Raw genomic sequence first — 25,211 nt, 5'->3', positions numbered from 1 at the left:
CTTGCCTCTCTAGCCCGGCTATCTGACTCCAGGGTAAGCAACGCCCGGCGGCCGCACGCGCGTGGTGACAGTGGCGGCGACCCGCTTCGCCCGGCTTCGCCGCGCTCGCGATCACCGCTAGTGGCCGCAGGCGGGGCTGCGGCCCTTCATCGTCGCCACCCGGGTGAGCGCGTCGTCGACCCGCTGCCCGGGCAGTTCGCCGGCCGCGACCGCCTTCTGCAGCCGGTCCAGGACGGCGGGCACCTCGTCGGTGGTGACCCAGAGCGCGACGTCGGTCCCCGCCCGCAGGGTGCGCAGCACCGCCTCGGCCACTCCGTACCGGTCGGAGATCGCGCCCATGCTGGACAGGTCGTCGGTGAACACCGGGCCGTCGAACGGCGGGGCACCGTAGCCGACGCCGTCACGCAGCAACTGCACCGCCGCGGGGCTCAGGCTGGCCGGGTCGTCGCCGGTCAGTCCGGGGACCTGCAGGTGGCCCAGCATGACCGCGACCGGGGCGGCGGTCACCAGGGTGCGGTAGGGCACCAGGTCGACGCTCTGCAGGTCGCTCAGGGGCGGTGTCACGACACCGCCGGTGTGTGAGTCGCCCGAGCCGTGCCCGTGGCCGGGAAAGTGCTTGAGCACCGGGAGCAGCCCGGCGTCCCGCAGGCCCTGCGCGTACGCGCCTGCGTAGGCGGTGACCGTGTTGGGATCGCCGCCGAACGAGCGGTCCCCGATCACGCCGCTGGTGGCGTCGGTGACGTCGACGACGGGGGCGAAGTCGATGGTGATGCCCAGGTCGCGCATCTTCTTGCCGCGCTCCGCCGCCAAGTCGTGCACCTGGGCGACGGTCTGGGTCTGGGCCAGCTCCCGGGGCGAGGGCGCCGCGCCGATCAACGCGCGCAACCGCGACACCCGGCCGCCCTCCTCGTCGACGCTGACGGCCAGCGGCAGGGGTCCGGCCTTCGCCGCGATGTCGGCCAGGGGGCCCTTGAAGATCGACAGATCCGTCCAGCTGCCGATGAAGATGCCGCCGACGTGGTAGCCGTCGACCACCGACCGGGCATCGTCGGCGTTCTTCACACCCACCATCAGCAGCTGGGCCAGCTTGTCGCGGACCGGCAGCGTTTTGACGTCACCGCACGCCGGCGCCGCGGCCGTCGGCTTGCTGACCGAGGTCGACGGGCCGGGTGGCCGCGCGGCGTGGTGAGCGCAGCCCGCCAACAAGGCCGACACGGAGGCGAGCACGGCCAGGGTGCGCGAAAATGACATCGGGCCATGTTTTCATGGCGCTATCCGGGCCTTCGGATCTGGGGAGCGACGAGGTTTTCGTCGGGGGTTTCTTCTTCGGGTGCGGGGGCACTCCTGGGCTGGTGCCGGCGGGGCTAGGGGGCGACATGCCAGCGATGACGGGTTTCACCGTGGCCGCCGCGGCCAGCATCGCGGTGGGTCTGTCGGTCGGTGTTGCGACGACCCTCGGGGTCACGGTGGCCGTCGCCGACCACGGCGTGGCACCGGCGCGGGGGCGTCCGGCCGCGCTGAACCCGCTCGCGCCCCATCAGGTGCAATACGGCGACCGGTGCTTTCACGGGCACTGCCTGCCCTGACCAGCGCCCCGGGCACCGATCGCGCTTCTGCTAGGTTGGCGCTAGGCCGCCGCCACGATTTCGAAGATGCTATGAGGAGCCCTCGATGAACCGGATCATTGCGCCCGCCGCCGCGAGCGTGGTGGTGGGTCTTCTGCTCGGCGCGGCGGCGATCTTCGGGATCACCTTGATGGTGCAACAGGACACGAAACCGCCACTCCCCGGGGGCGATCCGCAGTCGTCAGTGCTCAACCGGGTCGAGTACGGCAACCGTAGCTAGCGGGCGCAGCGGGTCGCCGCCGTCGGATCCAGCGGCCATCGCCGAGGCCGGCTCGCCCGTCCCATGTTCATCGGCCGAGCCGCTGTCGCGCCGGTGGCTGCTGCTGGTGGGGGCGCTCGCATGCGCGTTGACGTTCGCGCAGTCTCCCGGGCGGGTCTCCCCCGACACCAAGCTCGACCTCACCGCCAACCCGCTGCGCTTCCTGGCCCGGGCCACCAACCTGTGGAACAGCGAGCTGCCGTTCGGGCAGGCGCAGAATCAGGCCTACGGGTACCTGTTCCCGCACGGCACGTTCTTCGCGATCGGCCACCTGCTCTCGGTGCCGGGGTGGGTCACCCAACGGCTGTGGTGGGCGCTGCTGCTCACGGTCGGGTTCTGGGGGCTGCTGCGGGTCGCCGAGGCGCTGGGCATCGGCAGCCCGGCATCGCGGGTGATCGGCGCCGCCGCGTTCGCGCTGTCGCCGCGGGTGCTGACCACCCTGGGGTCCATCTCGTCGGAAACCCTGCCGATGATGCTTTCGCCGTGGGTGTTGCTGCCCACGATCCTGGCCCTGAAATCAGGGGGGCGCGCTTCCGGCAACCGGTCGGTGCGGGCGCTCGCCGCTCAGGCCGGTTTGGCCGTCGCGTTGATGGGCGCGGTCAACGCGATCGCCACGCTGGCCGGCTGCCTGCCCGCGGTGATCTGGTGGGCCTGCCACCGGCCGAACCGGCTGTGGTGGCGCTACACCGGGTGGTGGCTGGTGGCGCTGTCCCTGGCGATGGCGTGGTGGGTGGTGGCGCTGGTGATGCTGCGCGCCATCAGCCCGCCGTTCCTGGACTTCATCGAGTCCTCCGGCGTGACGACGCAATGGTCGTCGCTGACCGAGATACTGCGCGGCACCGACAGCTGGACCCCGTACGTCGCGCCGACCGCCACCGCGGGCGCGTCGCTGGTGACCGGCTCGGCGGCCGTCCTGGCGACGTGCCTGGTGGCCGCGGCGGGGCTGGCGGGACTGGCCAGTCCGGCGATCCCGGCCCGCGGGCGGCTGGTGACGATGCTGTTGGCCGGCGTGGTGTTGATGGCCGCCGGCTACAGCGGCGGCCTGGGCTCGCCGGTGGCGCACGCGGTGCAGGCGTTCCTGGACGCCGGCGGCGCACCGCTGCGCAACGTGCACAAGCTGGGGTCGGTGATCCGGATCCCGATCGTGCTGGGCCTCGCCCACGCGTTGGGGCGGATACCGCTGCCCGGCCGGCGACCCGCGTCGGTGTGGCTGCGCGCGTTCGCTCACCCCGAGCGCGACCGGCGGGTGGCGGTCGCGATCGTCGTCCTGACGGCGCTGATGGTGAGCACCTCGCTGGCGTGGACCGGCCGGCTGACCCCGCCCGGCACCTTCAGCGCGATACCCCGGTACTGGCAGGAGACCGCCGCCTGGCTCGACGCGCACAACACCGGGACGCCCGTCCCGGGCCGGGTGCTGGTGGCCCCCGGGGCGCCGTTCGCCACGCAGGTGTGGGGCACCAGCCATGACGAGCCGCTGCAGGTGCTCGGCGGCAGCCCGTGGGGCGTGCGCGACTCCATACCGCTGACCCCGCCGCAGACCATCCGGGCCCTCGATTCCGTGCAGCGCCTGTTCGCCGCCGGGCGCCCCTCGGCCGGCCTGGCCGATACTCTTGCGCGCCAAGGTATTTCGTATGTGGTGGTACGCAACGACCTGGACCCGGATACGTCACGCTCGGCGCGTCCGCTCCTGGTGCACCGCGCCGTCGACGGATCCCCGGGGCTGCAGAAGGTGGCGCAGTTCGGCGAGCCGGTGGGGCCCGGCACCCTGGCGGGCTTCGTCGCCGACAGTGGACTGCGTCCGCGATACCCGGCCGTCGAGATATACCGGGTGGGCATCGCCGGCGATCCGGGCGCGCCGTACCTCGCCGACGTCGACCGGATGCCCCGCGTCGACGGTGGACCGGAGGTGCTGCTGCGCCTCGACGAGCGGCGCCGGCTGCAGGGTCGGCCGCCGCTGGGTCCGGTGCTGATGACCGCCGACGCGCGCGGCGCCGGGTTGCCGGTGCCGGCGGTGACGGTCACCGACACCCCGGTGGCCCGGGAGACCGACTACGGCCGGGTGGACCAGCATTCGTCGGCCGTCCGCGCCGCGGGCGACGCGCGGCACACCTACAACCGGGTGCCCGACTACCCCGTCCCCGGCACCGACCCGGTCGCCGGCGCCTGGACCGGCGGGCGGGTCACCGTGTCGAGCTCGTCGTCGGACTCCACCGCGATGCCCGACGTCGCTCCGGCGACCTCCCCCGTCGCCGCGGTCGACGGCGACCCGGCGACCGCGTGGGTGTCCAACTCCCTGCAGTCCGCCGTCGGCCAGTGGCTGCAGGTCGATTTCGACCATCCGGTGACCAACGCGGCGATCACCCTGACCCCCAGCGCGACCGCGGTCGGCGCGCAGGTGCGCCGCATCCTGGTCGAAACCGCGACCGGCAGCACCACCCTGCGCTTCGATGAGCCCGGCAAGCCGCTCGCCGTCGCCCTGCCCTACGGCGAGACGCCGTGGGTGCGGATCACCGCCGCGGGCACCGACGACGGTTCTCCCGGTGTGCAATTCGGCATCACCGACCTGACGGTCACCCAGTACGACGCCTCCGGCTTCGCCCACCCGGTCGAGCTGCGGCACACCGTGCGGGTGCCCGGGCCGCCACCCGGCGCGGCCATCGCGGGCTGGGACCTGGGTTCCGACCTGCTCGGCAGGCCGGGCTGCGCGCCGACGCCCGACGGTGTGCGTTGCGCGCCGTCGATGGCCCTGGCGCCCGAAGAGCCGGTCAATCTCAGCCGGACGCTGACCGTTCCGTCGCCGATGTCGGTGACCCCGCTGGTGTGGGTGCGGCCCCGGCAGGGGCCCAAGCTGGCCGACCTGATCGCCGAGCCGGACACCACCCGGGCGCGGGGTGACGCCGACCTGGTGGACGTCCTCGGGTCGGCGTACGCGGCGACCGACGGCGACCCGGCCACCGCGTGGACGGCACCGCAGCGGGTGGTGCAACACAAGACCCCGCCCACCCTGACGCTCGCGCTGCCGCGGCCCACCGAGGTGACCGGGCTGCGGCTGGTGCCGAGCCGGTCGGCGTTGCCCGCGCACCCCACGATGGTGGCCGTCAACCTGGGCGACGGCCCGCAGGTGCGCGCGTTGAGGCCCGGCCAACCGCAGACGATCCCGCTCAATCCCCGGGTGACCGACAGCGTCACGGTGAGCCTGCTGGACTGGGAAGACGTCATCGACCGCAACGCGCTCGGTTTCGATCAGCTCAAGCCGCCGGGGCTGGCCGAGCTCGCGGTGCTCGGCGCCGGCGGCAGCCCGATCGCACCCGCCGACGCCGCCCGCGACCGCGCGCGCGAGATCGCCGTCGACTGCGACCACGGCCCGGTCATCGCCCTCGCGGGCCGGTTCGTGCACACGTCGATCCGTGCCACCGTCGGCGCGCTGCTCGACGACCAGCCCATCGCGGCGCGGGCCTGCGATCGCGACCCGATCGCGCTGCCCGCGGGCCAGCAGGAGCTGCTGGTCAGCCCGGGCGCCCAGTTCGTTGTCGACGGCGTCGACCTGTCCCCGCCGGCACCTGCGGCCCCCCAGCCCGGCGCCGCCTCCGCAGCCCCCGTGTGGCGCGCATGGGGCCCCGACCGTCGGGAAGTGCAGGCTCCGCCGTCGGCCACCCCCCGGGTCCTGGTCATTCCCGAAAGCATCAACCCCGGCTGGGTGGCGCGCACCAGCGCCGGGACCCGCCTGACCCCGGTGGCCGTGAACGGGTGGCAGCAGGGCTGGGTGGTGCCCCCGGGAGACCCCGGCACCATCACGCTGACCTTCCCGTCCAACGGCGCCTACCGGGCGGGTCTGGCGGTGGGGCTGGCCTTGCTGCCGCTGCTGGCCCTGCTCGCGCTGTGGCGCACCCGGCCCGGGCGGACCGGCGACGCGCCCGCCCGGCCGTGGACGCCGGGGGCGTGGGCGGCGGTCGCGGTGCTGGCCTGCGGGGCGGTGATCGCCGGTGTGCCCGGGGCCGCCGTGGTCGGCGCCGCCCTGGGCCTGCGGTACGCGCTGCCGGGCCGGCGTTTGGACCGCGCCACGATGGCGCTCAGCGCCGGTGGGCTCATCGTGGCCGGGGCGGTGTTGTCCCGGCATCCCTGGCGGTCGGTCGACGGCTACGCGGGTCATTCCGCGAATGTTCAGCTGCTGGCGTTGATTTCGCTCGCGGTGCTCGCCGCTTCCGCGGTGGTCTTGCCGGGCCGGGTGCGGCAGCCCGGGGATAAATAGCCGGTTGCGGGTATTGGCTACCGGTTTGTCGCCTGATTGACTGGATATGCGGGTCTCTGGTGACCGCGACCGTCCGAGGAGTTACGGCCATGGGCTGGTTTTCCGCACCCGAATATTGGCTCGGCAGGCTGGTGCTCGAGCGCGGCGTGGCGGTGGTCTACCTGCTGGCGTTCGTCGCGGCCGCGGCCCAGTTCCGCGCGCTGATCGGGGAGCACGGGATACAGCCCGTCCCGCGGTTTCTTGCCGGGCAGTCGTTTTGGCGGACACCGAGCCTGTTTCACCTGCGCTACTCCGATCGCCTGTTCTCGGCGGCCTCCTGGTTCGGTGCGGCGCTCTCGGCGGCGGTCGTCGCGGGCGCGGCCGACGCGGTGCCGCTGTGGGCGGCGATGCTGATGTGGCTGGCGCTCTGGGTGCTCTACCTTTCGATCGTCAACGTCGGACAGACCTGGTATGCGTTCGGGTGGGAGTCGCTGCTGCTGGAGAGCGGCTTCCTGATGATCTTCCTCGGCAACGGCGGGGTGGCGCCGCCGGTGCTGACGTTGTGGATGGCCCGGTTGCTGTTGTTCCGCGTCGAGTTCGGTGCGGGGCTGATCAAGATGCGTGGCGACCCGTGCTGGCGCGACCTGACGTGTCTGTACTACCACCACGAGACGCAACCCATGCCCGGGCCGCTCAGCTGGTTCTTCCACCACCTGCCGAAGCCGCTGCACCGAATAGAGGTGGCGGGCAACCACTTCGCGCAGTTGATCGTGCCGTTCGGCTTGTTCGCACCGCAGCCGGCGGCGAGCATCGCCGCGGCGATCGTGGTGGTCACGCAGCTGTGGCTGGTGGCGTCGGGTAACTTCGCGTGGCTGAATTGGGTGACGATTCTGTTGGCCTGCAGCGCGATCGACGACTCGTCGATATCGGCGCTGTTCGGCATGCCCGCCCATCCGGCGTTTTCGGCGACACCGCTGTGGTTCGTCACGCTGGTCGTCGCGTTCGCGGCGGCGGTGCTGTTCATGAGCTACTGGCCGGTGCGCAACATGCTGTCCTCGCGCCAGCGAATGAACATGTCGTTCAACTCCTTTCATCTGGTGAACACCTACGGCGCGTTCGGCAGCATCGGCCGCGTCCGCCACGAGGTGGTCATCGAAGGAACCGACGACGCACGCCTCACCGACCAGACGGCCTGGAAGGAGTACGAGTTCAAGGGCAAACCCGGCGCCGTGGGCCGGCTTCCGCGCCAGTGGGCGCCCTATCACCTGCGCCTGGACTGGCTGATGTGGTTCGCCGCCATCTCGCCCGCCTACGCGCAGCCGTGGCTGACCCCGTTCCTGCAGCGCCTGCTGCGCAACGACCGCCCCACGCTGCGCCTGTTGCGGCACAATCCATTTCCGGATTCACCGCCACGGTACGTGCGCGCACTGCTGTACGAGTATCGGTTCACCACACCCGCCGAGCTGCGCCGCGAGCGCGCCTGGTGGCATCGGACGCTGGTCGGCGGATACGTCCGGCCGATGGCGTTGCCGACGGCGACGTCACAGCGCGGCTGAGCTATGCCGCGTCGTCGTCGTCGCCGTCGTCGTTGTGGTGTTCATCGCTGAGTTCCGGTTTCCTCGATCAGACACAACGCCAGATCCAGTAGCGCCGGAATACACGGATCGGCCACCGAATACAAGATGCGGGCGCCGTCGCGGCGGCCGGCGACCATGCCGCGATCCGACAAACGTTGCAGCTGATTGGATACCGCCTGCACCCGCATGCCCACCTGTTCGGCCAGCTCACCGACAGACACCTCGCCCCCACGATGCATCGCATGCAGCAGCCGCAGCCGGGTGTCGTTGCCCATCACCTTGAAGAGCCCGACAACGTCGGCGGCCTGCTCGGAGGTAACCAGCGGCCGGTTTCGCAGGGGCGGCTTGCCCGCCACTCCGGCCGGTCCTACCGCGGCACACGTCGGTGTCTCAGTCATTATTCCATAATTACACAATATGGTGTAATAATGGCAAGGCGGCCTTCGAGGGACGTGCCAGTGATGGCAGGGCGCTCATCGACGGGAGTCGAATCATGCGCGAAGCGAAGAACTCCGAGACAACCCGCCGTCGCCGGGGACATCCCGTCCGACTCGTGATGGTTGCCGTCGGCGGCGCGTTGATCAACCAGCTGATGCCCCGTCGGCACGCCCGTGACGGTTTGCGCTGGTATCAGGTTGTCTATCGGTTCATCTACCGGGTGGGTCTCATCATCTGGTGCCGGGCGACGCCACCGGCCGAGCTGGTCGAGCTGGTCGAAGGACCCGCGGCACTGCCGGCGGGACGCGCCCTGGATGTCGGCTGCGGCACCGGCACCGACGCCATCTATCTCGCCGCTCACGGCTGGGATGTGACAGGCGTTGACATGGTGCCCAAGGCGTTGGCCCTCGCACGTCGCAAGGCCACCGCCGCTGGGGTGGCACCGCGATGGATCGAAGGCGACGTGACCCGCTCAGACGATCTCGGCATCGGCGACGGCTACACCTTGCTGTTGGACTTCGGCTGCTTTCACACGCTGCCCGAAGATCGGCGAGCCGCCTACGTCACGGGCCTCTCCGAGGCCGCCGCGCCGGACGCCACTCTTCTGATGTACGGCTTTCGCAGGCCACCCAGGGCCGCGCCCATGCATGCCGGCGTGACCGTCGAGGAAGTCAAGCAACGCTTCGGCACTGCGGGCTGGGAACTGGTCGACGCGGAGCCAACCGCTGTCGAACCGGCGGCTATTCGGCGCGCGAACGGTCTGTTCGAGCTGTGGCGCTACGAACTCCGTCGCACCGCAAGCTGACCGGCGTTCTCGACGACAGGGAGGGAAAGCGCACCGTGGCGCTCACCTTGAAACAGGCCCGCGCGGTCTACGACCGGATCGGAAGAGTCCAGGACTGGCAGGCCTTTTACGAGGATGCGACGACGGACCGGCTCGTAGCCAACGCAGAACTCGGGGGTAACCAGACAATTTTCGAGTTCGGTTGCGGCACAGGACGCTTGGCTCAGCGCCTGCTGCGTGCACTTCCATCCAGTGTCACCTACCTCGGCGTGGACATCAGCCCGGTCATGATCAACTTAGCCAAGAGTCGGTTAGCCGCCTGGCCGGAACGGGCGAAGGCCACACTGGTCGACGGCTCCCTGCCGTTGCCCGCCGATGACGCATCCGCGGACCGTGTGCTGTCCACGTTCGTGTTCGACCTACTCGAGGCGGAGTATGCCCGAGCGGTCCTCAACGATCTCCGGCGGATTCTGGCCCCCGACGGCCGGCTGTGCGTGGCCAGCCTTGGCCACGGGGAACGCGTGACTGAACGAGGCGTTTCGCGAACCTGGACCGGGCTGTGGGATGTTGCGCCCCGACTGGTGGGCGGATGTCGCCCCATCAACATGAGCGCCCTGATTGGCCACGACTGGCAGATCCTGCATCACTCACGAGTGCATCGCTTGGGACTTGTCACCGATGTCGTCATCGCAACTCCGAGCACAGCCTAGCGGGTGAATGAACCGAAGGCGCACTCCCGCAAACGATTTGGAAGGGATCTACAGCGTCTCGTCCAGCTCGCCGAGCCGGTCGGTCAACCGCAGGTTCTCGGAGTAGTCGACCGGGCAGGCGATCACCGAGACGCCTTCGTCGTCGAGCGCCGCCCGCAGCGTCGGCAACAGCTCCTCGGCGCTGTTGATCCGATATCCCTTGGCGCCGAAGCTTTCCGCATACTTCACCACATCGGGGTTACCGAACTTCACGTAGTAGTGCGCGCCGAGTTCGAGGTCCATCTTCCACTCGATCAGGCCGTAGCCGCCGTCCTCCCAGATCAGCACGACCAGCGGTATCCGCTCGCGGACGGCGGTCTCGATTTCCTGCGAGTTCATCAGGAACGCGCCGTCGCCGACGACCGCCAACACCTTCGTGTCGGGCCGCGCCAGCTTCACACCGAGCGCACCGGGTAGGGCAAACCCCATGGTGGACAACCCGTTTGACACCAGGCAGGTGTTGCACTCATACGTCGGGTAGAGCCGGGCCATCCACATCTTGGTGGCGCCGGTGTCCACCAGGACGACGTCGCTGCGGCCCAGCGCGGCGCGGGTATCGGCCACCACCCGCGCGGGGGCCAACGGGTAACGCGAATCCTGTTGTCCGCGAGCGAATTCCTCGGCCAGCAGGCCGTGGCCGGGCACCTCGGGATCGGCTTCGTAGGCGTGCCCGTCGAGCGCTTCCGTCAATGCATCCAAAGAAGCGCCGATGTCGCCGATGATCCCCACGTCCACCGAATAGTGCGCGTCGACCTCGGCCGGGAAACGATGGATGTGGATGATCTTCTTGTCGGCCTGGGGGTTGATCCGGACGGGATCGAACTCCTGCAGCTCGTACCCGACGGCGATGACCACGTCGGCATTGTCGAAGCCGAAGTTCACGTAGTCGTGCCGCATGAACCCGAGGGTGCCGATGCTGTTGGGATGGTCGTCGGGCATCACGCCCTTGCCGTGGAATGTGTTGGCCACCGGGATGCCGAATGCTTCGGAGAACCGGACCAGGGCCGCGGTGGCGTTTCCCCGGGCGGCGCCGTGCCCGGCGAGCACGACCGGCCGCTTCGCCCTGCGCAGGATGTCAACCGCGCGTTCCACCTGGCCGGGTGCGGGTGCGTCGGGACGGACGACGTTGCGCGGCAACGGCGTCAGGTCGTAGTCGGTCTCGTCGGCATCGATGTGCTCGGGAACCGCGAGGTAGACCGCGGCCGGGCGTTCGGTCTCGGCGACCTTGAACGCCTTGCGGAACATCTCCGGTATGGCGCGCGCGGTGGGGACCCCGGCGGCCCACCGGGTGATGGGCGCGAACATCGACACCAGGTCGACGTACTGGTGCGACTCCTTGAACTCCCGGTCCTGACCCACCTGCGCGGAGACGGCGACCAGCGGCGTGCTGTTGGTGGTGGCGTCGGCCACGCCGAGTTGCATGTTGATGGCGCCCGGACCCAGGGTGCTCGACACCACCGCCGCCCGCCCCGTGACCCGCCCGTACATCTCGGCCATGAAGGCCGCGCCTTGCTCGTGCCGGGTGAGCACATAGCGGATGCTCGACGACGCCAACGCCTGCACGAAGCGGATGTTCTCCTCCCCCGGCAGGCCGAAGACCACGGAAACACCCTCGTTTTCCAGGCACTTGACCATCAGCTCGGCGGCTTTACTCATCCGGCACCTCCCTTGGGGGAACGATAGTGGCAGGCTGGGTGTTGGACCTCTTACCAACTCCGAAGCGAAGGATGTCAGCGTGCCCATCGCCACGATCAACCCGGCCACCGGCGAGACGGTAAAGACCTTCACCCCCGCCACCGACGAGGAAGTCGACGCGGCGATCGCCCGCGCGTACGCCCGGTTCCAGGACTACCGCCATAACACCACCTTTGCCCAGCGCGCGGGGTGGGCAAACGCGACCGCCGACCTGTTGGAGAAGGAGGCGGACGAGGTCGCGGCGATGATGACCCAGGAGATGGGCAAGACGCTGGCCTCCGCCAAGGCCGAAACGCTCAAGTGTGCCAAGGGTTTCCGCTACTACGCCGAGAACGCCGAGAAGCTGCTGGCCGACGAGCCGGCCGACGCGGCCGCGGTCGGCGCCTCCAAGGCGTACATCCGCTACCAGCCGCTGGGCGTGGTGCTGGCGGTGATGCCGTGGAACTTCCCGCTCTGGCAGGCGGTCCGGTTCGCCGCTCCGGCGCTGATGGCCGGCAACGTCGGCATCCTCAAGCACGCGTCCAACGTGCCGCAGTCCGCGCTTTACCTTGCCGACGTCATCGCCCGCGGCGGCTTCCCCGACGGCTGCTTCCAGACCCTGCTCGTCTCGTCCAGCGCGGTCGAGCGCATCCTGCGCGACCCGCGCGTCGCGGCGGCCACGCTGACCGGCAGCGAGCCGGCCGGCCAGTCGGTCGCCGCCATCGCCGGCGACGAGATCAAACCCACCGTGCTCGAGCTCGGCGGCAGCGACCCGTTCATCGTCATGCCGTCGGCGGATCTCGACGAGGCCGCCAAGACCGCGGTCACCGCGCGCGTCCAGAACAACGGCCAGTCCTGCATCGCCGCCAAGCGCTTCATCGTTCACGCCGACATCTACGACGCGTTCGTCGACAAGTTCACCGAGCGGATGGCTGCGCTCAAGGTCGGCGACCCGACCGACCCCGACACCGACGTGGGCCCGCTGGCCACCGAGTCCGGGCGCGACGAGATCGCCAAACAGGTCGACGACGCCGTCGCGGCGGGGGCAAAGCTGCGCACCGGCGGCAAGCCGATCGACCGGCCGGGGTGGTTCTACCCGCCGACCGTGGTCACCGACATCACCAAGGACATGGCCCTCTACACCGAAGAGGTGTTCGGCCCCGTCGCGTCGATGTACCGCGCCGAGAGCATCGACGAGGCCATCGAGATCGCCAACGCCACCACGTTCGGGCTGGGTTCCAACGCCTGGACCAATGACGAGGCCGAACAGCGGCGCTTCATCGACGAGATCGAGGCCGGGCAGGTCTTCATCAACGGGATGACGGTGTCCTACCCGGAGCTGGGCTTCGGCGGCGTCAAGCGCTCCGGCTACGGCCGCGAACTCGCGGGCCTGGGCATTCGCGCCTTCGTCAACGCCAAGACGGTGTGGGTCGGCTAGACCGACGCGGCGGCCAGCGCCTTCTCGTCCTCGTCGGCGAAGGTGTCCTCGAGCTGCAGCGGCGAGTAGTCGAGGTCGATCTCTTCGAGCGGGCGCCCGCGGGCGCTGGAGATGGTGCCGAAGCGTCGCATGCCCTTGTCGGCCGCGTACTGCATGAACTCGTCCACCGAGAGGCCGAACGGCATCGGATCGTAAAGGGCGAAGCCCTCTTCGATGAGGCGCAGCCCCAGCGGCATGAGTTCGTTCATGCGCGTCTCGAAGACGCCCCAGTTCGCGTCGTCGGCGGCGACGTGGCGGCGGCAGGTGAACGTGCCCCACGCCATGTGGCGCCGCTCGTCGTCGCCGATGCGCCGGACCAGCTCCTGCATGCCGGGCAGGATGCCGCGTTCCACACAGATCTTGTGCCAGCCGAAGTAGCCCGTGAGCGCCAGCATGCCTTCGACCATGTGGTTGTAGGTGACCGAGGCCCGCACCTGGGCGGCCGGTGACGGGTCGACCGACAGGGCGTTGAGGCAGTCCGGCAACTCCTCGTAGAAGATCGTCCGGTACGTGGGGATGTCGTCGAGGTATTGATGCAGGTCGTCGGTGACCCCGACGGCGTCGAGCCACATCCGGAACACCTGGACATGCTTGGCTTCCTCGAACGCGAACTGCGTCAGGTACATTTCGTCGCCCAGCCGGCCCTCGACCCGCATCGCCGACATGAAGGGCTGGATGTCTTCGGTCACCGCTTCCTCGCCGGCGATGAACTCCGCGCACAGCCGGACGGCGTAGTGGCGTTCGTCGTCGGTCAGCTGCTCCCAGTCGGCGCGGTCGCGGGAGAAGTCGATGTCGGCCGGGTTCCAGAACTTCGCGTTGCCGCCGGCGAACAGCTTCAACGGCAGGCTGTCCCAGTTCAGCCCCCCTTTGACCATCGAGCCCGAATGCGTGCGTGTCATGTGGCCTCCTCGGATTGTTGTGGGGCTGAGTGGACGGGAGGGCGCGGGGACACCGCGAAGGCGGCCGCCAGCACCGCGACGAGCCGGCGCACCGCCAGAGCAGGCTGTTCCGGTGTGGGTTCGTCGAGCCCGAGAACCGGGTCCAGCCCGCGCATGTAGGGCGCCAGCGCCAGGTGCGGAAAGATCAAGAGCAGCAACGACAACAGCGCGTCGGTGTCCGAGTCGGCGCGCAGGTCGCCGCGCGCCTTCGCGTCGCGAACGAGCGGCCGCATCACTTCCAAGTAGTGCCGGTGGATGACGTTCTGCACGCTGACGCGGGCTTCGGTGTCGACTTCCAGGGTCGCCGCGGCGTGCAGCGCACGTTCGTGCGGGTGGTCGGCGAAGTACGCCACCCACGCGTCGAGCCAGTCGGTCAGGAAGTCGAAGAACGGCCGGCTCGGGTCCAGCTCGCGGATGCGGTCTTCCATGTAGGCCCGCACCCGCTGGCTGCCGATGTCGGCGATGAACGCGTAGAGGTCGCGCTTGTCCGCGAAGTACTGGAAGAGGCTGCCTTTGGCGACGCCGGCGCGCCGGGCGATGACGTTGAGGCTGCCCCGGGAGAAGCCGTGCGTCCCGAACTCGTGTTCCGCGGCTTCGATGATGGCGGCGCGACGAGCGGGGTCGACCCGCGCCCAAGTCACCGTTGGCATTGCGGCCTCCTAGCGTCGATGACCACTGGTCATATTACGGTGAGCTGCGTCACAGTCAAGGGGTTTGGCAGGGCGGGTTCCGTCGGTCCGAATCGCCGGGGAAAACCCCAGCTGCTGGCTAATATTTGCTGGCGCTGGACCAGTGGCCCTTTGTCGGCAGACGCGAGGAACTCGACGAGGTCGGCCGGCTGGTCGCCCTACGCATTGGCGCGGCGCGTCGTCGTTGCGGTGACTGCGCTAGTCCGTCGGTGATGGGGCCGAAAATGCAGTAGTCCCTCGCGGGTTAAACCGTCGTGGTTAGGTTGACGATGGTCGGTGAGTCCGTTGGCCATTGGTTCTAATGAGAGCGAGGGGCCATGGATTTCGGGTTGCTGCCCCCGGAGGTCAACTCGGGGTTGATGTATGCCGGCCCGGGATCGGGACCGCTGCTGGCCGCTGCGGCGGCCTGGAACGCGGTGGCCGCCGAGCTTGAATCCACGGCAGCGGGCTACTCTTCACAACTCGCCGACCTGACCGGCTTGGCATGGTTCGGCCCGTCGTCGATGGCGATGTCGGGCGCGGCCGCCCCCTACGCGGCGTGGCTGCAGGCCGCGGCCGCACAAGCCGGAGTCACCGCCATGCAGGCGTATGCGGCGGCCGCGGCCTATGCGGCGGCATTCGCGATGACGGTGCCTCCGCCGGTGATCGCGGCCAACCGCGCCCAGCTGATGGCGCTGATCGCCACCAACTTCTTCGGCCAAAACGGCCCCGCGATCGCGGTTACCGAAGCCCAGTACTTCGAGATGTGGGCCCAAGACGCCGCCACCATGTACGTCTACGCCGCCGACTCGGCGACCGCGAGCACCATGACGTCATTCAATGAACCGCCGCAGACCACCAACCCGGCGGGCCAGGACGCCCAAGCGCAGTCGATGGCGCAGACGGCCGCCAACACCACCAGCGCCCGCACCCAATCCCTGACCCAGATGACCCAGACCCTGGCCACTCAGCAGGCCAACCTCGTCGACCCGCCCCTGCCTTCAGGCAGCACCGCCAACATCGCACCCGGCGGCGCCACCATCAGTCCGGGCGTGACCTTCACCGCCACCCCCGGCAACCCCGTCGTCTTCACTCAGCTACCCGGGTCTGCCGCCTCGTTCAATTTCTCCACCCCCGGATCCGTTACGACGCCGAGCGGGGTGACCGTTCCTATTGGTACAGGTGTCCTCTCCTTTGGTCCCGGAACGTGGACCATCACGTCCGGCACCGTTACCCAAATCAACGGCGTCAACGCCGCGGTCACCATCCCCAGCGGCGCCGTCACCGCCGGCAGCGCAGGCGCCGAGGTCACCATCAACGCCGGCACCGGCCTCGTCACCGCGATCAACGCCGGCACCGTCATTACCGGCCCCGTCACCGCGACCCCTTACGTCTTCCCCGTCGCCCCCGTTGTCGCCACCCCCTCCGGCGCGATAGGCGCGGTACCCGCGGCAGGCGTTGTCACCAGCGCACCGGGCCTGGCGGGAACCGCAGGAATCCAACCCCAGCTCAACGTCGACGCTCTGTTGGACGCGCTCTCAGCCGCCGCCGAATAGCAGAGCCAACCTCCTGCCGCGCTTGCCGGAATTCGGCTGGACCTATGGCCGCATCTGGTACGCGCCGTTGAGGGGAAGGATGTGCTCCTTCCAGATCTGGGCGTACCGCGTGGGGTCGTGGACCGGGCGGCGGATCATCCGCGTCGCGAAGCGGGCCTGCTCATCCGTCGTGGCGGGCTTGTCGCTCAGCTCCACTGCGTAGCCGTTGAAGTCGCGGACCAGCACCGCGAAGATCCCGTCGATCAACGTCTCGTCCACGTCCGACAGCGCGGCCTCCTCGAGGATGAGCTGCGCATAGGGCACCGTCGCGAAGAGCTGGCCCACGGCGAACGCGAAGTCGACGTCCTTCTGCTGCGCGGCGCCAGGGGTCGCGCTGGCCAGCATGTCGGCGAGCACGTCGATCTGCTTGCGCAGCAGCGCGACGTTGGGCAGGTGGCCGAAGCCATCGAACGGCGCCCGCCAGTCGTGGAAGCGCACCTTGCCCAGCCCTCCGGTCGGCCCCTGGGCGAAGAGGAACGCGTCGTCGGACGCGTCGTCGCGCCGATCGAGGATGGGCAGTTCGCTGTTGGGGGCGAAGAGGAAGTTGGGCATGAATTTGGCCAGCAGCCCGATGTTGATGTGCACCGTGCCCTCGAGCCGTGGCAGCAAACCGATCTCGCGGGTGACGGCCTCGAAGAAGGTGTCCTTCTCCACCCCCTTGGCGGCGATGACGTCCCACAGGGCGATCACGACCCGCTCCCCTTCGCTGGTGACTTTGGCCTTGGTGAGCGGGCTGTACAGCAGGTAGCGCCGGTCGTCCGCCGACGCGCTGCGCATGTAGTCGCAGGCCCGGGTGCACACCAGGCGCATCGCGACCAGCCGCAGGTAGGCGTCGGTGAGCAGCCGCCGCACGTGGCTGAAGTCGGTGACGACGGTGCCGTAGAGGACGCGGTTGGAGGCGTGCGTGACCGCCTCGTACATGGCGTGGGTGCACATGCCGACCGCCCCCCAGCCCAGGTTGTACTTGCAGACGTTGACCGTGTTGAGGGCGGCGTGGAAGGCCTCGGGTCCCCGGTGCAGGATGTCGGCCTCGGTGACCGGGTAGTCGCGCAGCGCGTAGTTGGCGACGAAGTTCTGCGAGTTCACCACGTTCTTGATCAGGTCGTACCGGTCGTGCTGGGAGTCGGCGGTGAAGAACACGTACTCGTCAGAACCGGCGATCTTGCCGAACGTCGAGACCATCCGCGCCACGTTGGCGTTGCCGATGTAGTACTTCTCGCCGCTCGCGGTCCAGCCCCCTTCCGACGGCGTCAGGATCATGTCGGTCTGGTAGACGTCGGCGCCGTGGGTCTGCTCCGAGAGTCCGAAGGCGAACACCTCGCCGGCCTCGAGCTGGGCGGCGGCCTTGCGTTTGGCGTCCTCATTGCCGCTCATCCAGATCGGGCCCAGCCCCAGCGCGGTGACCTGGAAGGGGTACCAGTAGCTGAGCCCGTAGAAGCCCACGATCTCGGCGAACTCGCTGATCCGGTAGGTGTCCCAGCGGCAATCGCCGGCGCCGTACTCGGACGGTGTCAGCAGCGAGGCGAAGATGCGCTCGCGCCCGATGTGGTCCAAAAACTCGGAGTACCAGACCCGTTCGTGGTCGTCGGCCTTCAGCCGCGCCTTGCCCCGCGATTCGAAGAAATCCACGGTCGCGGCCATGATCTCCGCCGAGCGCCGGTCTGGGTATTGGCGTTGCAGGTGGTTGGGATTGAGCAACATGACGGGACTCCCGGGGCTCGGAAAAGGACGCGGCTCGACGGTACGCCAATAGCGTGGCCGTGAGGGCGACAGTCGGCTGGCGAATCGACGAAATTAACCGCCAACCTTCCAGGGGCGCTCGCGCATGTCCCCCGATCAGGGGACGGAAGATTCATTCCTCCCCCGAACCGATTGGTGGAGGCCTGAGCGCGCGGACCTGTCTACCGTGCGATTTGTAACACCCACGGTGGCCATCGCTAGTCGCGGATCTCCGAAACATTGACGTTCGAGGACGGCTTCAGCCACGCGCGATCCGCGTTACCGAAGACGCTTCTCGAGGAGACCCGTTGATGAATGTACAGCCCCGGATACACCGATTCCGGAACAACGCCAAGGCCGTCGCCGTGGGCAATCCCGCATGGCAGGCTGCAGCCGACAACAAGCTGCTGGACAACAGCGTTCGTTACGTCGGCAACGATCGGCTGGAGCGGCAAAGCGATGGCCACCGTTTCATCAACATGATTTCGTGCTCCTACCTCGGGCTGCACTCCCACCCCTGGGTGCTGGAAAGCGCTCGTGCGGCGATTGATTCGGAGCAGACGTTCGCGCTGTCCGCCTCCCGGCTGCGGATCCGGTTCTCCATCATCGACGAACTCGAAACCGGACTCTCGGCGTTGTATCGGGCACGCTGCATCTCCGCGATCTCCACGGCGGTGGCGAGCGCCGCCGTGCTGCCGCTGATCGCCTCGGGGCACTTGACCGACGACGGTGAACCGCGCGTCATGGTGTTCGACAAGCATGCGCACTTCTCGCTCAACTACGTCAAGCCCATCTGCGCCGACGAGGCTCCGGTCTACACCTGCCCGCACAACGACCTCAACTACCTCGAAGACATGTGCAAGAAGCACCAGCGGGTCGCCTACGTCGCCGACGGCGCCTACTCGCTGGGGGGCATCGCCCCGGTCAAAGAGCTGATGGAGTTGCAGGACCGCTACGGGCTGTTCCTCTTTTTCGACGAGGCCCACTCGTTGTCCATGTACGGCGAACGAGGCGAAGGAATCGTGCGATCCATGATGCCCGAGCAGCTCAACCCGCTGACCGTCATCGTCGCCTCGCTCGGAAAGGCCTTCGGCGCCAGCGGCGGGGTCATCATGTTGGGACCAGAGAAGCACTACGACGTCCTCATGCGCTTCGGCGGCCCACTGGCATGGTCCAAGCCTGCGAACGCGCCGACGATCGGCGCGTGCCTGGGCTCGTTGCGCGTGCACAATTCACCCGAGCTGGCACAGCGACAGCAACAACTGCGCGACAACGCCGCCCTCTTCGACAGCCTGATCTCGACCCCGCAGGCCGGCACGTTGACCCCGATCCGGCTGATCCGGACGGGCGAGGACGCCAAAGCGATCGGTCTGTCGCGGGAAATCTTCGATCGCGGCTACTACACCTCGGCGGTCTTCTTTCCCGTCACCGCCATGGGCCACGCGGGACTGCGCATCATGCTGCGGTCAGACAACGACCCCGAGGACATCCGCCGGTTCTGCGAGACCGTCGGCGAATTGGTGGCGTCGGAATCACAAGATCTGTTCGGTATTTCAGCATGAGTAATCGAGTGTTGGCGCAAAATAACGTCTTTCGGACGATGCTGATGACGAGCGCTGTCCATCCGCGCCGCTATCGGGCTGCCCTGAAATCAGGCGCCGACGTATGCACCCTGGATCTCGAAGACGCGGTGCCGCCCGCCCAGCGCGAAGCGGCTCGTCGCGTAGCGTCTCGGCTGTTCGACACGAAGTCGACGGGCTGCGTTCGTGCCCTGCGGATCAACAGCCTGCGCACCGCCGACGGTTTGCACGACATTCTCGCCCTCTTTTACGGCGCCATCAGACCCGACGCGCTGCTGGTCCCGAAGGTGAATTGTGCGCATGACCTACTCATCCTGGAAGACATGCTGGGTGACCAGCTCGCGGACGTCGCTTTTCTGGCAACGATCGAAACCGCGGCCGGCCTCTCGGCGGTTGACGAGATCGCGAATGCCACGCCACGCGTACGGGCGCTGGTCTTCGGAGCCGCCGACTTCGCGGCCGACCTGAGCATATCGATGGAGTGGGAGCCCTTGCTCTATGCGCGGTCGCGCATCGTCACGGCCGCCGCCGCAGCCGGTATCCCGGCCATCGACGCACCCACCTTCGACCTGAGCGACGATCTCGCCCTCAAGATCGATGTGAACCGGTCGCGCGAACTCGGCTTCGGCGGCAAAGCCGCGGTTCATCCCCGCCAGGTGCCGGTGATCAATGACGGCTTCACGCCATTGCCTGCGGAGGTGGAACGAGCCCGCCGTGTCATCGAGATGGCGCGCGAACGATCCGGGGAGATCGGTGTCCTCGACGGGCAGATGGTTGGCCCGCCGATGGTCGCCGCGGCGCGGCGCCTGCTGGCGCGGGCGATAGCGGTTGAGGCGCCGCGCTACGGGATCACCCATGGATGAGATCCGTGCCTACAAGAAGATTGCTGATCGGCGCTGGCGAGAGTCGCGCGGCCTCTTCTTCGAAGACGTCGAGGTCGGGGTCATCGTTGAGCACCGTCCGGGCCGAACCCTCACCGAAGCCGACAACGTCTGGATGTCGTTGCTCTCACTCAATCTGCACCCGCTGCACATCGACAACGCTTACTGCGAACAGACCGAGTGGAAGCGGCCTTTGGTGTCGAGCCTGGTCACCTTGTCGATCGTCTCGGGCATGAGCGTTCCCAGCACCAGCGCCAAGGGCCTTGCCAACCTGGGCTGGGACAACATCCGCCTTCTCGCCCCCGTGTTCGTCGGGGACACCATCTATGCCGAGACCGAGTACCTGGGTAAGCGCCTATCGGCATCCCGGGCACACCAGGGCATCGTCAGCTGCGCCACCCGTGGACTGAAGGCGGACGGCACGCTCTTCCTGACGTGTGAACGCAGCTTCCTGTTGCCCACGCGCGAGCACGATCTCGAGGATCAGGCCGCGTACTGAGATGAAGAGCGATGTGCACGAGGGCGCCACGCGCCATGTCGTATTGGTTGACACCTACGCCTCCATCGGCACCGAACTGGCCCAGGGTTTCCTGAGTGCGGGATATACCCCGCTGCGTGTGCAAAGCAGCCCCGAGGTGCCCGAAGCCTTACGCGGCCAACCGGATCGATATCCCTACGACGTCGACATCGTGCACCACGGCGACTTACACGCGACGCTGCAAGCGCTGTCTCCGTTCCGCCCGGTCGCGGTTGTGGCGGGCACCGAACCCGGAGTGGAACTGGCCGACGCGCTCAGCGAGGCCCTCCACCCCATCACGGGCGCACCGACCAACGGCACCGCGCTGAGCAGCGCACGGCGCGACAAGTATCTGATGATCGAGCGGATCAAACAGCAAGGTTTGCGGGGAGCCAGGCAGATCTTGGTGGAAACCGAAAGGCAGCTTCGCGACTGGCATACCGAAGTTCGGGGCATGGTCGTCCTCAAGCCACTGCGCAGCGCCGCCGGCGACGGTGTCGCCTGGTGCCACACCCCCGACGACTCCGTGCAAGCCTTCCGCCGGCTCGACGGACGCAAAAACGTGCTGTCGCAGCCCAATGACGGTGTGGTGGCCCAGGAATGCCTGATGGGCACCGAATACATCGTCGACACGGTCAGCCGAGATGGAGCCCACCACGTGTGCGACATCTGGGAGACGTATCGCATCAACGCAAACGGGGTCCCCGACCTTCTGGTGGCCTGGCGGCTGCTGCCGGCGACGGGCGAAGTGCAGGACAAGCTGGTTGCGTACGCGTTCGCCGTGCTCGACGCCCTCGGGATCCGGCACGGCGCGGCCCATGCCGAGATCAAGATGACGTCCGACGGGCCATGTCTGGTCGAAGTGGGGGCGCGAATCGCGGGCGGCACCCTGCCCGAGGGGGCACTCTTGGCCACCGGGCGGTCGCAGGTCGAATGGACGGTGGACGCCTACGCGCGACCCGGGCAATTCGCCGAAAACAGCGGGCGGCCCTACCGCCTCCGCCAACAGGTTGCGGGCGCCGCCATGGTCGCCCCGCGCAGCGGCACCCTAACCTCCTACCAAAGCTTGGAGGCCATCAAGGGGCTGGACAGCTTCCACGACATGCGGGTCCGGGTGAACCCCGGCGAACAACTGTCGCTGACCACCAACGACCTGACCTACCCGATCTTCGTCAGGCTGGTGCACGAGGTCGGCGAAGTCGTGGCTCGCGACCTCTGGACGCTGCGTTACATCGACGGTCCAGGCTTCTACGAGCTGGCTTGAGGGGATTGCCGCGATGTCGTGTTGTCACTGCCAAGCCGATGCGAACACCGAACGCACGGCCGACGGAAGCCTGATCGAGCTCTACCGCCGACTGCCGCCGACGGGAGAGCCCGAGCAGATCGACGCCCTTCTTCGACCGCGAAGCTCGGTGCTGGAACTCGGTGCCGGCACCGGACGGATCGCCGACCCGCTGGCCCGCCTCGGCCACCACGTCACCGCGGTCGACGACTCCGACCGCATGCTCGCCGAAGTTCGGTGCGCGCGCACGGTGCGCGCCCGTATCGAGGACCTGCGCCTGACGCAGGAGTTCGATGCGGTCCTGTTGCCGACCAACCTCATTCACTACCCGGGCGTCGCGCTTCGACGGGCGGTGCTGGCTACGGTCGCGCACCATCTGAAACCGGCAGGCAAGGCGATCATCCAGTGGAAGCCGCCGGCATATCTTGCGGCTCGACCTGCCGGCTGGACGGAATGTAAAGCGATCGGCGACCTGACGGCCCGCGTGACGGTCCACAGCGACCTCGCTGGGCTCGTCGAGGGCGAATATGCGTTGGTCGTCGACGGGTCGACGTTGCGGCAATGCTTCCATCTCGAGGTGCTGACGGCCGACGAGCTCCTGCGCGAACTCGACGGTGCCGGATTGCGGTTGCTCACCGCCAGTCCCGAATCGACGGAATGGCTCGAAGCGGTGCCCTCGCGCCGCTGACCCAGCGACGTCGACGAGACGGCACTGTTGCTTTGCCACCGAGTCGACCTAGCATCAGTCACGTGTCAGAACTCAATACCGCCCGCGGCCCCATCGATACCGCCGACCTCGGCGTGACGCTCATGCACGAGCACGTGTTCATCATGACCACCGAGATCGCGCTCAACTACCCGGACGCCTGGGGCGACGAGGATAAGCGGGTGGCCGACGCGGTCGCCCGCCTCAACGAGTTGAAGTCCCGCGGTGTGGACACCATCGTCGACCTCACCGTGATCGGGCTGGGCCGTTACATCCCGCGCATCGCGCGGGTGGCCGCGGCGACCGAGCTGAATATCGTTGTGGCGACTGGGCTTTACACCTACAACGACATCCCGTTCCGGTTCCACTACGAGGGGCCCGGCGGGTTGCTGGGCGGCCCGGAGATCATGACCGACATGTTCGTCCGCGACATCGAGCAGGGCATTGCCGACACCGGCGTCAAGGCCGGAATCCTCAAGTGCGCCACCGACGAGCCCGGCATCACCCCGGGCGTCGAGCGGGTGCTGCGCGCGGTCGCCCAGGCGCACAAGCGCACCGGGGTGCCCATCTCGACGCACACCCACGCCGGGCTGCGCCGCGGCCTCGAGCAGCAACGCATCTTCGAGGAGGAGGGCGTCGACCTGAGCCGGGTCGTGATCGGCCACTCCGGCGACAGCACCGACATCGGCTACCTCGAAGAACTCATCGCCGCGGGGTCGTATCTCGGGATGGACCGGTTCGGCCTCGACGTGATCTCACCCTTCGAAGAGCGGGTCAAGATCGTGGCGCAGATGTGCGAGCGCGGCCACGCCGACAAGATGGTGCTCTCGCACGACGCGAACTGCTACTTCGACGCGCTGCCCGAAGAGCTCGTGCCCCAGATGGCGCCCAACTGGCACTACCTGCACATCCACAACGACGTCATCCCCGCGCTCAAGGAGCGCGGCGTGACCGACGAGCAACTGCACACGATGCTGGTCGACAACCCCCGCCGCATCTTCGAGCGGCAGGGCGCATATGAGTGAGCCGATCCCGCCGATCGGTACCCAGATTTCGGCGCTGGCCGAGCTGGCGCCCGACGAGCCCGCCGTCACCTGCGACGGACTGACCCTCACCCGCGCGGAGCTCGACGCCTCGACGAACCGGCTGGCCCGCGCGTACGCCGAGCGTGGTGTCGGCGTCGGCGACTACGTGACCATGGTGTTGCCCAACTCCGTCGAGTGGATCCAGGCCGCGGTGGCGTGCTGGAAGCTGGGCGCGGTGCCCCAGCCGCTGTCGGCCCGGTTGCCCGACGCGGAGCTGCAGGGCCTGCTGGAGCTGCGCCCGCCCGCGCTTCTGGTCGGTCGCGATCATCCCCAAATGCCCAGCGTTCCAGCCGGTTTCACGCCAGGGCCGGAGCACTCAGACGCGGCGCTGCCGGAGGCGGTCTCGCCGGTCTGGAAGGCGATGGGATCCGGTGGCAGCACCGGCCGGCCCAAGCTCATCGAATCCGGCGGTGACAGCCGGATTCCGGCCGCCATCGGCTATCCCCTCGGCGCGCAGGAGGGCGACACCACGCTGGTCCCGATCCCGTTGTCCCACAACACGGGTTTCACCACCGCGACGCTCGCCCTGCTGATGCGCCATCACCTGGTCGTGATGAGCCGGTTCGACCCCGAGCGGTTTCTGCGGCTGATCACCGACCACGGCGTGACCTTCCTGACGACGGTGCCGACGATCATGCAGCGGGCGCTGCCCGTCTACCACGCCGACCCCGGGTCGTATGACCTGTCGTCGATCCGTCGGTTCTGGCATATGGGGGCGCCCTGCCCGCCGGCCGTCAAGCAGGCGTGGATCGACCTGCTGGCCCCGGAGAAGGTGTGGGAACTCTACGGCGGCACCGAATTACAGGCACTCACCTTCATCTCCGGCGACCAGTGGCTGACCCACCGCGGCTCGGTGGGCGTGGTGGTCGCCGGGGAGATGAAGGTGCTCGACGACGACGGCAACCCCTGCCCGCCCGGCGTGGTCGGCGAGATCTACATGCGTCCCGGTGCGGGCAGCGCGCCCACCTACCGCTACGTCGGCGCAACGGCGAAGAGCCGCGACGGCTGGGATTCGCTGGGCGATCTGGGCCATTTCGACGCCGACGGGTTCCTGTATCTGTCGGACCGCCGCGTCGACATGTTCACCGTGGGCGGCCGCAACGTGTACCCCGCCGAGGTCGAGAACGCGTTGTCGGCGCACCCCGACGTGTTGTCCTGCCTCGTCGTCGGCGTCCCCGACCCGAACTCCGGCGACCTGGGCCAGGTGCCCTACGCGCTGGTGCACACGGCCGACGGCGCCACGCTGGACGCCGAGGGCGTGCAGGAGTTCCTGCGCGAACACCTCGCCGCGTACAAGGTGCCGCCCACCACCGACTTCATCGAGTTCGTCGACACTCCCCTGCGCGACGACGCCGGCAAGGCCCGGCGGTCGGCGGTGCGCGCCGAGATCATCGCGCGCCTGCAGGCCGCCGAGCCGGTCTGACGCGCG

General features: G+C 68.5%; 21 protein-coding genes. 15 read left to right on the top strand and 6 right to left on the bottom strand.

The genetic code is table 11. The features are described from left to right. Nucleotides 1-117 precede the first annotated feature (117 nt). Nucleotides 118-1,251: a glycoside hydrolase family 3 N-terminal domain-containing protein gene (locus G6N37_RS21605; protein ID WP_163683453.1), complete on the bottom strand. Its 1,134-nt coding sequence runs from the start codon at nt 1,249-1,251 to the stop codon at nt 118-120. A 125-nt stretch (nt 1,252-1,376) separates the two neighbouring features. Here G6N37_RS21605 and G6N37_RS21600 point away from each other — a divergent pair, with 125 nt between their 5' ends. The 4 genes from G6N37_RS21600 to G6N37_RS21585 all read left to right on the top strand — a co-directional run bounded on the left by G6N37_RS21600 (nt 1,377) and on the right by G6N37_RS21585 (nt 7,668). Further along, nucleotides 1,377-1,586: a DUF2613 family protein gene (locus G6N37_RS21600; RefSeq protein ID WP_232075129.1), complete on the top strand. Its 210-nt coding sequence runs from the start codon at nt 1,377-1,379 to the stop codon at nt 1,584-1,586. Nucleotides 1,587-1,671: 85 nt separating this feature from the next. Beyond that, nucleotides 1,672-1,845: a DUF2613 domain-containing protein gene (locus tag G6N37_RS21595; RefSeq protein ID WP_065443914.1), complete on the top strand. Its 174-nt coding sequence runs from the start codon at nt 1,672-1,674 to the stop codon at nt 1,843-1,845. A 37-nt stretch (nt 1,846-1,882) separates the two neighbouring features. Next, a complete protein-coding gene (locus G6N37_RS21590; protein WP_232075587.1) occupies nt 1,883-6,133 on the top strand; it encodes an alpha-(1->3)-arabinofuranosyltransferase in 4,251 nt (1,416 codons plus the stop codon). A gap of 89 nt (nt 6,134-6,222) precedes the next feature. Further along, nucleotides 6,223-7,668 (top strand): lipase maturation factor family protein, encoded by a 1,446-nt coding sequence (locus G6N37_RS21585; RefSeq protein WP_163683452.1) that lies wholly within the window; start codon nt 6,223-6,225, stop codon nt 7,666-7,668. Between the two features lie 41 nt (nt 7,669-7,709). On the opposite strand, the gene G6N37_RS21580 is transcribed toward G6N37_RS21585, so the two are convergent. Further along, nucleotides 7,710-8,087: an ArsR/SmtB family transcription factor gene (locus G6N37_RS21580; RefSeq protein WP_163683451.1), complete on the bottom strand. Its 378-nt coding sequence runs from the start codon at nt 8,085-8,087 to the stop codon at nt 7,710-7,712. Nucleotides 8,088-8,182: 95 nt separating this feature from the next. Here G6N37_RS21580 and G6N37_RS21575 point away from each other — a divergent pair, with 95 nt between their 5' ends. Then, nucleotides 8,183-8,932, top strand: a complete 750-nt coding sequence (locus G6N37_RS21575) for a class I SAM-dependent methyltransferase (protein WP_163683450.1) — start codon at nt 8,183-8,185, stop codon at nt 8,930-8,932. 35 nt (nt 8,933-8,967) lie between these two features. Beyond that, the gene (locus tag G6N37_RS21570; protein WP_163683449.1) at nt 8,968-9,621 is read left to right on the top strand and encodes a class I SAM-dependent methyltransferase; all 654 of its coding nucleotides are present in this window, start codon (nt 8,968-8,970) and stop codon (nt 9,619-9,621) included. 48 nt (nt 9,622-9,669) lie between these two features. On the opposite strand, the gene G6N37_RS21565 is transcribed toward G6N37_RS21570, so the two are convergent. Beyond that, nucleotides 9,670-11,316 (bottom strand): acetolactate synthase large subunit, encoded by a 1,647-nt coding sequence (locus G6N37_RS21565; RefSeq protein WP_163683448.1) that lies wholly within the window; start codon nt 11,314-11,316, stop codon nt 9,670-9,672. Between the two features lie 79 nt (nt 11,317-11,395). Between G6N37_RS21565 and G6N37_RS21560 the strand changes: the two genes are divergently transcribed. Then, nucleotides 11,396-12,772, top strand: coding sequence for an NADP-dependent succinic semialdehyde dehydrogenase (locus G6N37_RS21560; protein WP_163683447.1), 1,377 nt, complete (start codon nt 11,396-11,398; stop codon nt 12,770-12,772). On the opposite strand, the gene G6N37_RS21555 is transcribed toward G6N37_RS21560, so the two are convergent. Both G6N37_RS21555 and G6N37_RS21550 read right to left on the bottom strand, forming a co-directional pair. Continuing rightward, nucleotides 12,769-13,710, bottom strand: coding sequence for a R2-like ligand-binding oxidase (locus G6N37_RS21555; RefSeq protein ID WP_163683446.1), 942 nt, complete (start codon nt 13,708-13,710; stop codon nt 12,769-12,771). The genes G6N37_RS21560 and G6N37_RS21555 overlap by 4 nt on opposite strands. Then, nucleotides 13,707-14,399, bottom strand: coding sequence for a TetR/AcrR family transcriptional regulator (locus tag G6N37_RS21550; protein WP_163683445.1), 693 nt, complete (start codon nt 14,397-14,399; stop codon nt 13,707-13,709). Before G6N37_RS21550 ends, G6N37_RS21555 begins: the two co-directional genes overlap by 4 nt. A gap of 356 nt (nt 14,400-14,755) precedes the next feature. Between G6N37_RS21550 and G6N37_RS26485 the strand changes: the two genes are divergently transcribed. Beyond that, the gene (locus G6N37_RS26485) at nt 14,756-15,973 is read left to right on the top strand and encodes a PPE family protein (protein WP_179961865.1); all 1,218 of its coding nucleotides are present in this window, start codon (nt 14,756-14,758) and stop codon (nt 15,971-15,973) included. Nucleotides 15,974-16,015: 42 nt separating this feature from the next. Here G6N37_RS26485 and G6N37_RS21540 read toward each other — a convergent pair whose 3' ends face one another. Further along, a complete protein-coding gene (locus G6N37_RS21540) occupies nt 16,016-17,713 on the bottom strand; it encodes an acyl-CoA dehydrogenase (RefSeq protein ID WP_163683444.1) in 1,698 nt (565 codons plus the stop codon). Between the two features lie 329 nt (nt 17,714-18,042). Here G6N37_RS21540 and G6N37_RS21535 point away from each other — a divergent pair, with 329 nt between their 5' ends. The 7 genes from G6N37_RS21535 (at nt 18,043) to G6N37_RS21505 (ending at nt 25,205) form a co-directional block, all read left to right on the top strand. Beyond that, the gene (locus G6N37_RS21535; RefSeq protein ID WP_163683443.1) at nt 18,043-19,293 is read left to right on the top strand and encodes an 8-amino-7-oxononanoate synthase family protein; all 1,251 of its coding nucleotides are present in this window, start codon (nt 18,043-18,045) and stop codon (nt 19,291-19,293) included. Between the two features lie 38 nt (nt 19,294-19,331). After that, the gene (locus G6N37_RS21530) at nt 19,332-20,174 is read left to right on the top strand and encodes an HpcH/HpaI aldolase/citrate lyase family protein (RefSeq protein ID WP_163683442.1); all 843 of its coding nucleotides are present in this window, start codon (nt 19,332-19,334) and stop codon (nt 20,172-20,174) included. Continuing rightward, nucleotides 20,167-20,691 carry a MaoC/PaaZ C-terminal domain-containing protein gene (locus tag G6N37_RS21525; protein WP_163683441.1) on the top strand — a complete coding sequence of 175 codons (525 nt, stop codon included), beginning with the start codon at nt 20,167-20,169 and terminating at the stop codon, nt 20,689-20,691. Before G6N37_RS21530 ends, G6N37_RS21525 begins: the two co-directional genes overlap by 8 nt. 1 nt (nt 20,692) lies before the next feature. Then, nucleotides 20,693-21,973 (top strand): ATP-grasp domain-containing protein, encoded by a 1,281-nt coding sequence (locus G6N37_RS21520; RefSeq protein ID WP_163683440.1) that lies wholly within the window; start codon nt 20,693-20,695, stop codon nt 21,971-21,973. A 13-nt stretch (nt 21,974-21,986) separates the two neighbouring features. After that, nucleotides 21,987-22,679, top strand: coding sequence for a class I SAM-dependent methyltransferase (locus tag G6N37_RS21515; RefSeq protein ID WP_163683439.1), 693 nt, complete (start codon nt 21,987-21,989; stop codon nt 22,677-22,679). Between the two features lie 62 nt (nt 22,680-22,741). After that, a complete protein-coding gene (locus G6N37_RS21510) occupies nt 22,742-23,722 on the top strand; it encodes a phosphotriesterase family protein (RefSeq protein WP_163683438.1) in 981 nt (326 codons plus the stop codon). Further along, nucleotides 23,715-25,205: an AMP-binding protein gene (locus tag G6N37_RS21505; RefSeq protein WP_163683437.1), complete on the top strand. Its 1,491-nt coding sequence runs from the start codon at nt 23,715-23,717 to the stop codon at nt 25,203-25,205. The genes G6N37_RS21510 and G6N37_RS21505 overlap by 8 nt, the downstream gene beginning before the upstream one ends. Nucleotides 25,206-25,211: the final 6 nt, after the last annotated feature.

This window comes from Mycobacterium seoulense, from assembly GCF_010731595.1.
In the GTDB taxonomy this organism is placed as follows: domain Bacteria; phylum Actinomycetota; class Actinomycetes; order Mycobacteriales; family Mycobacteriaceae; genus Mycobacterium; species Mycobacterium seoulense.
Note: the sequence above shows the minus strand (reverse complement) of the source record. Positions and strands in the feature narration are given on the sequence as shown.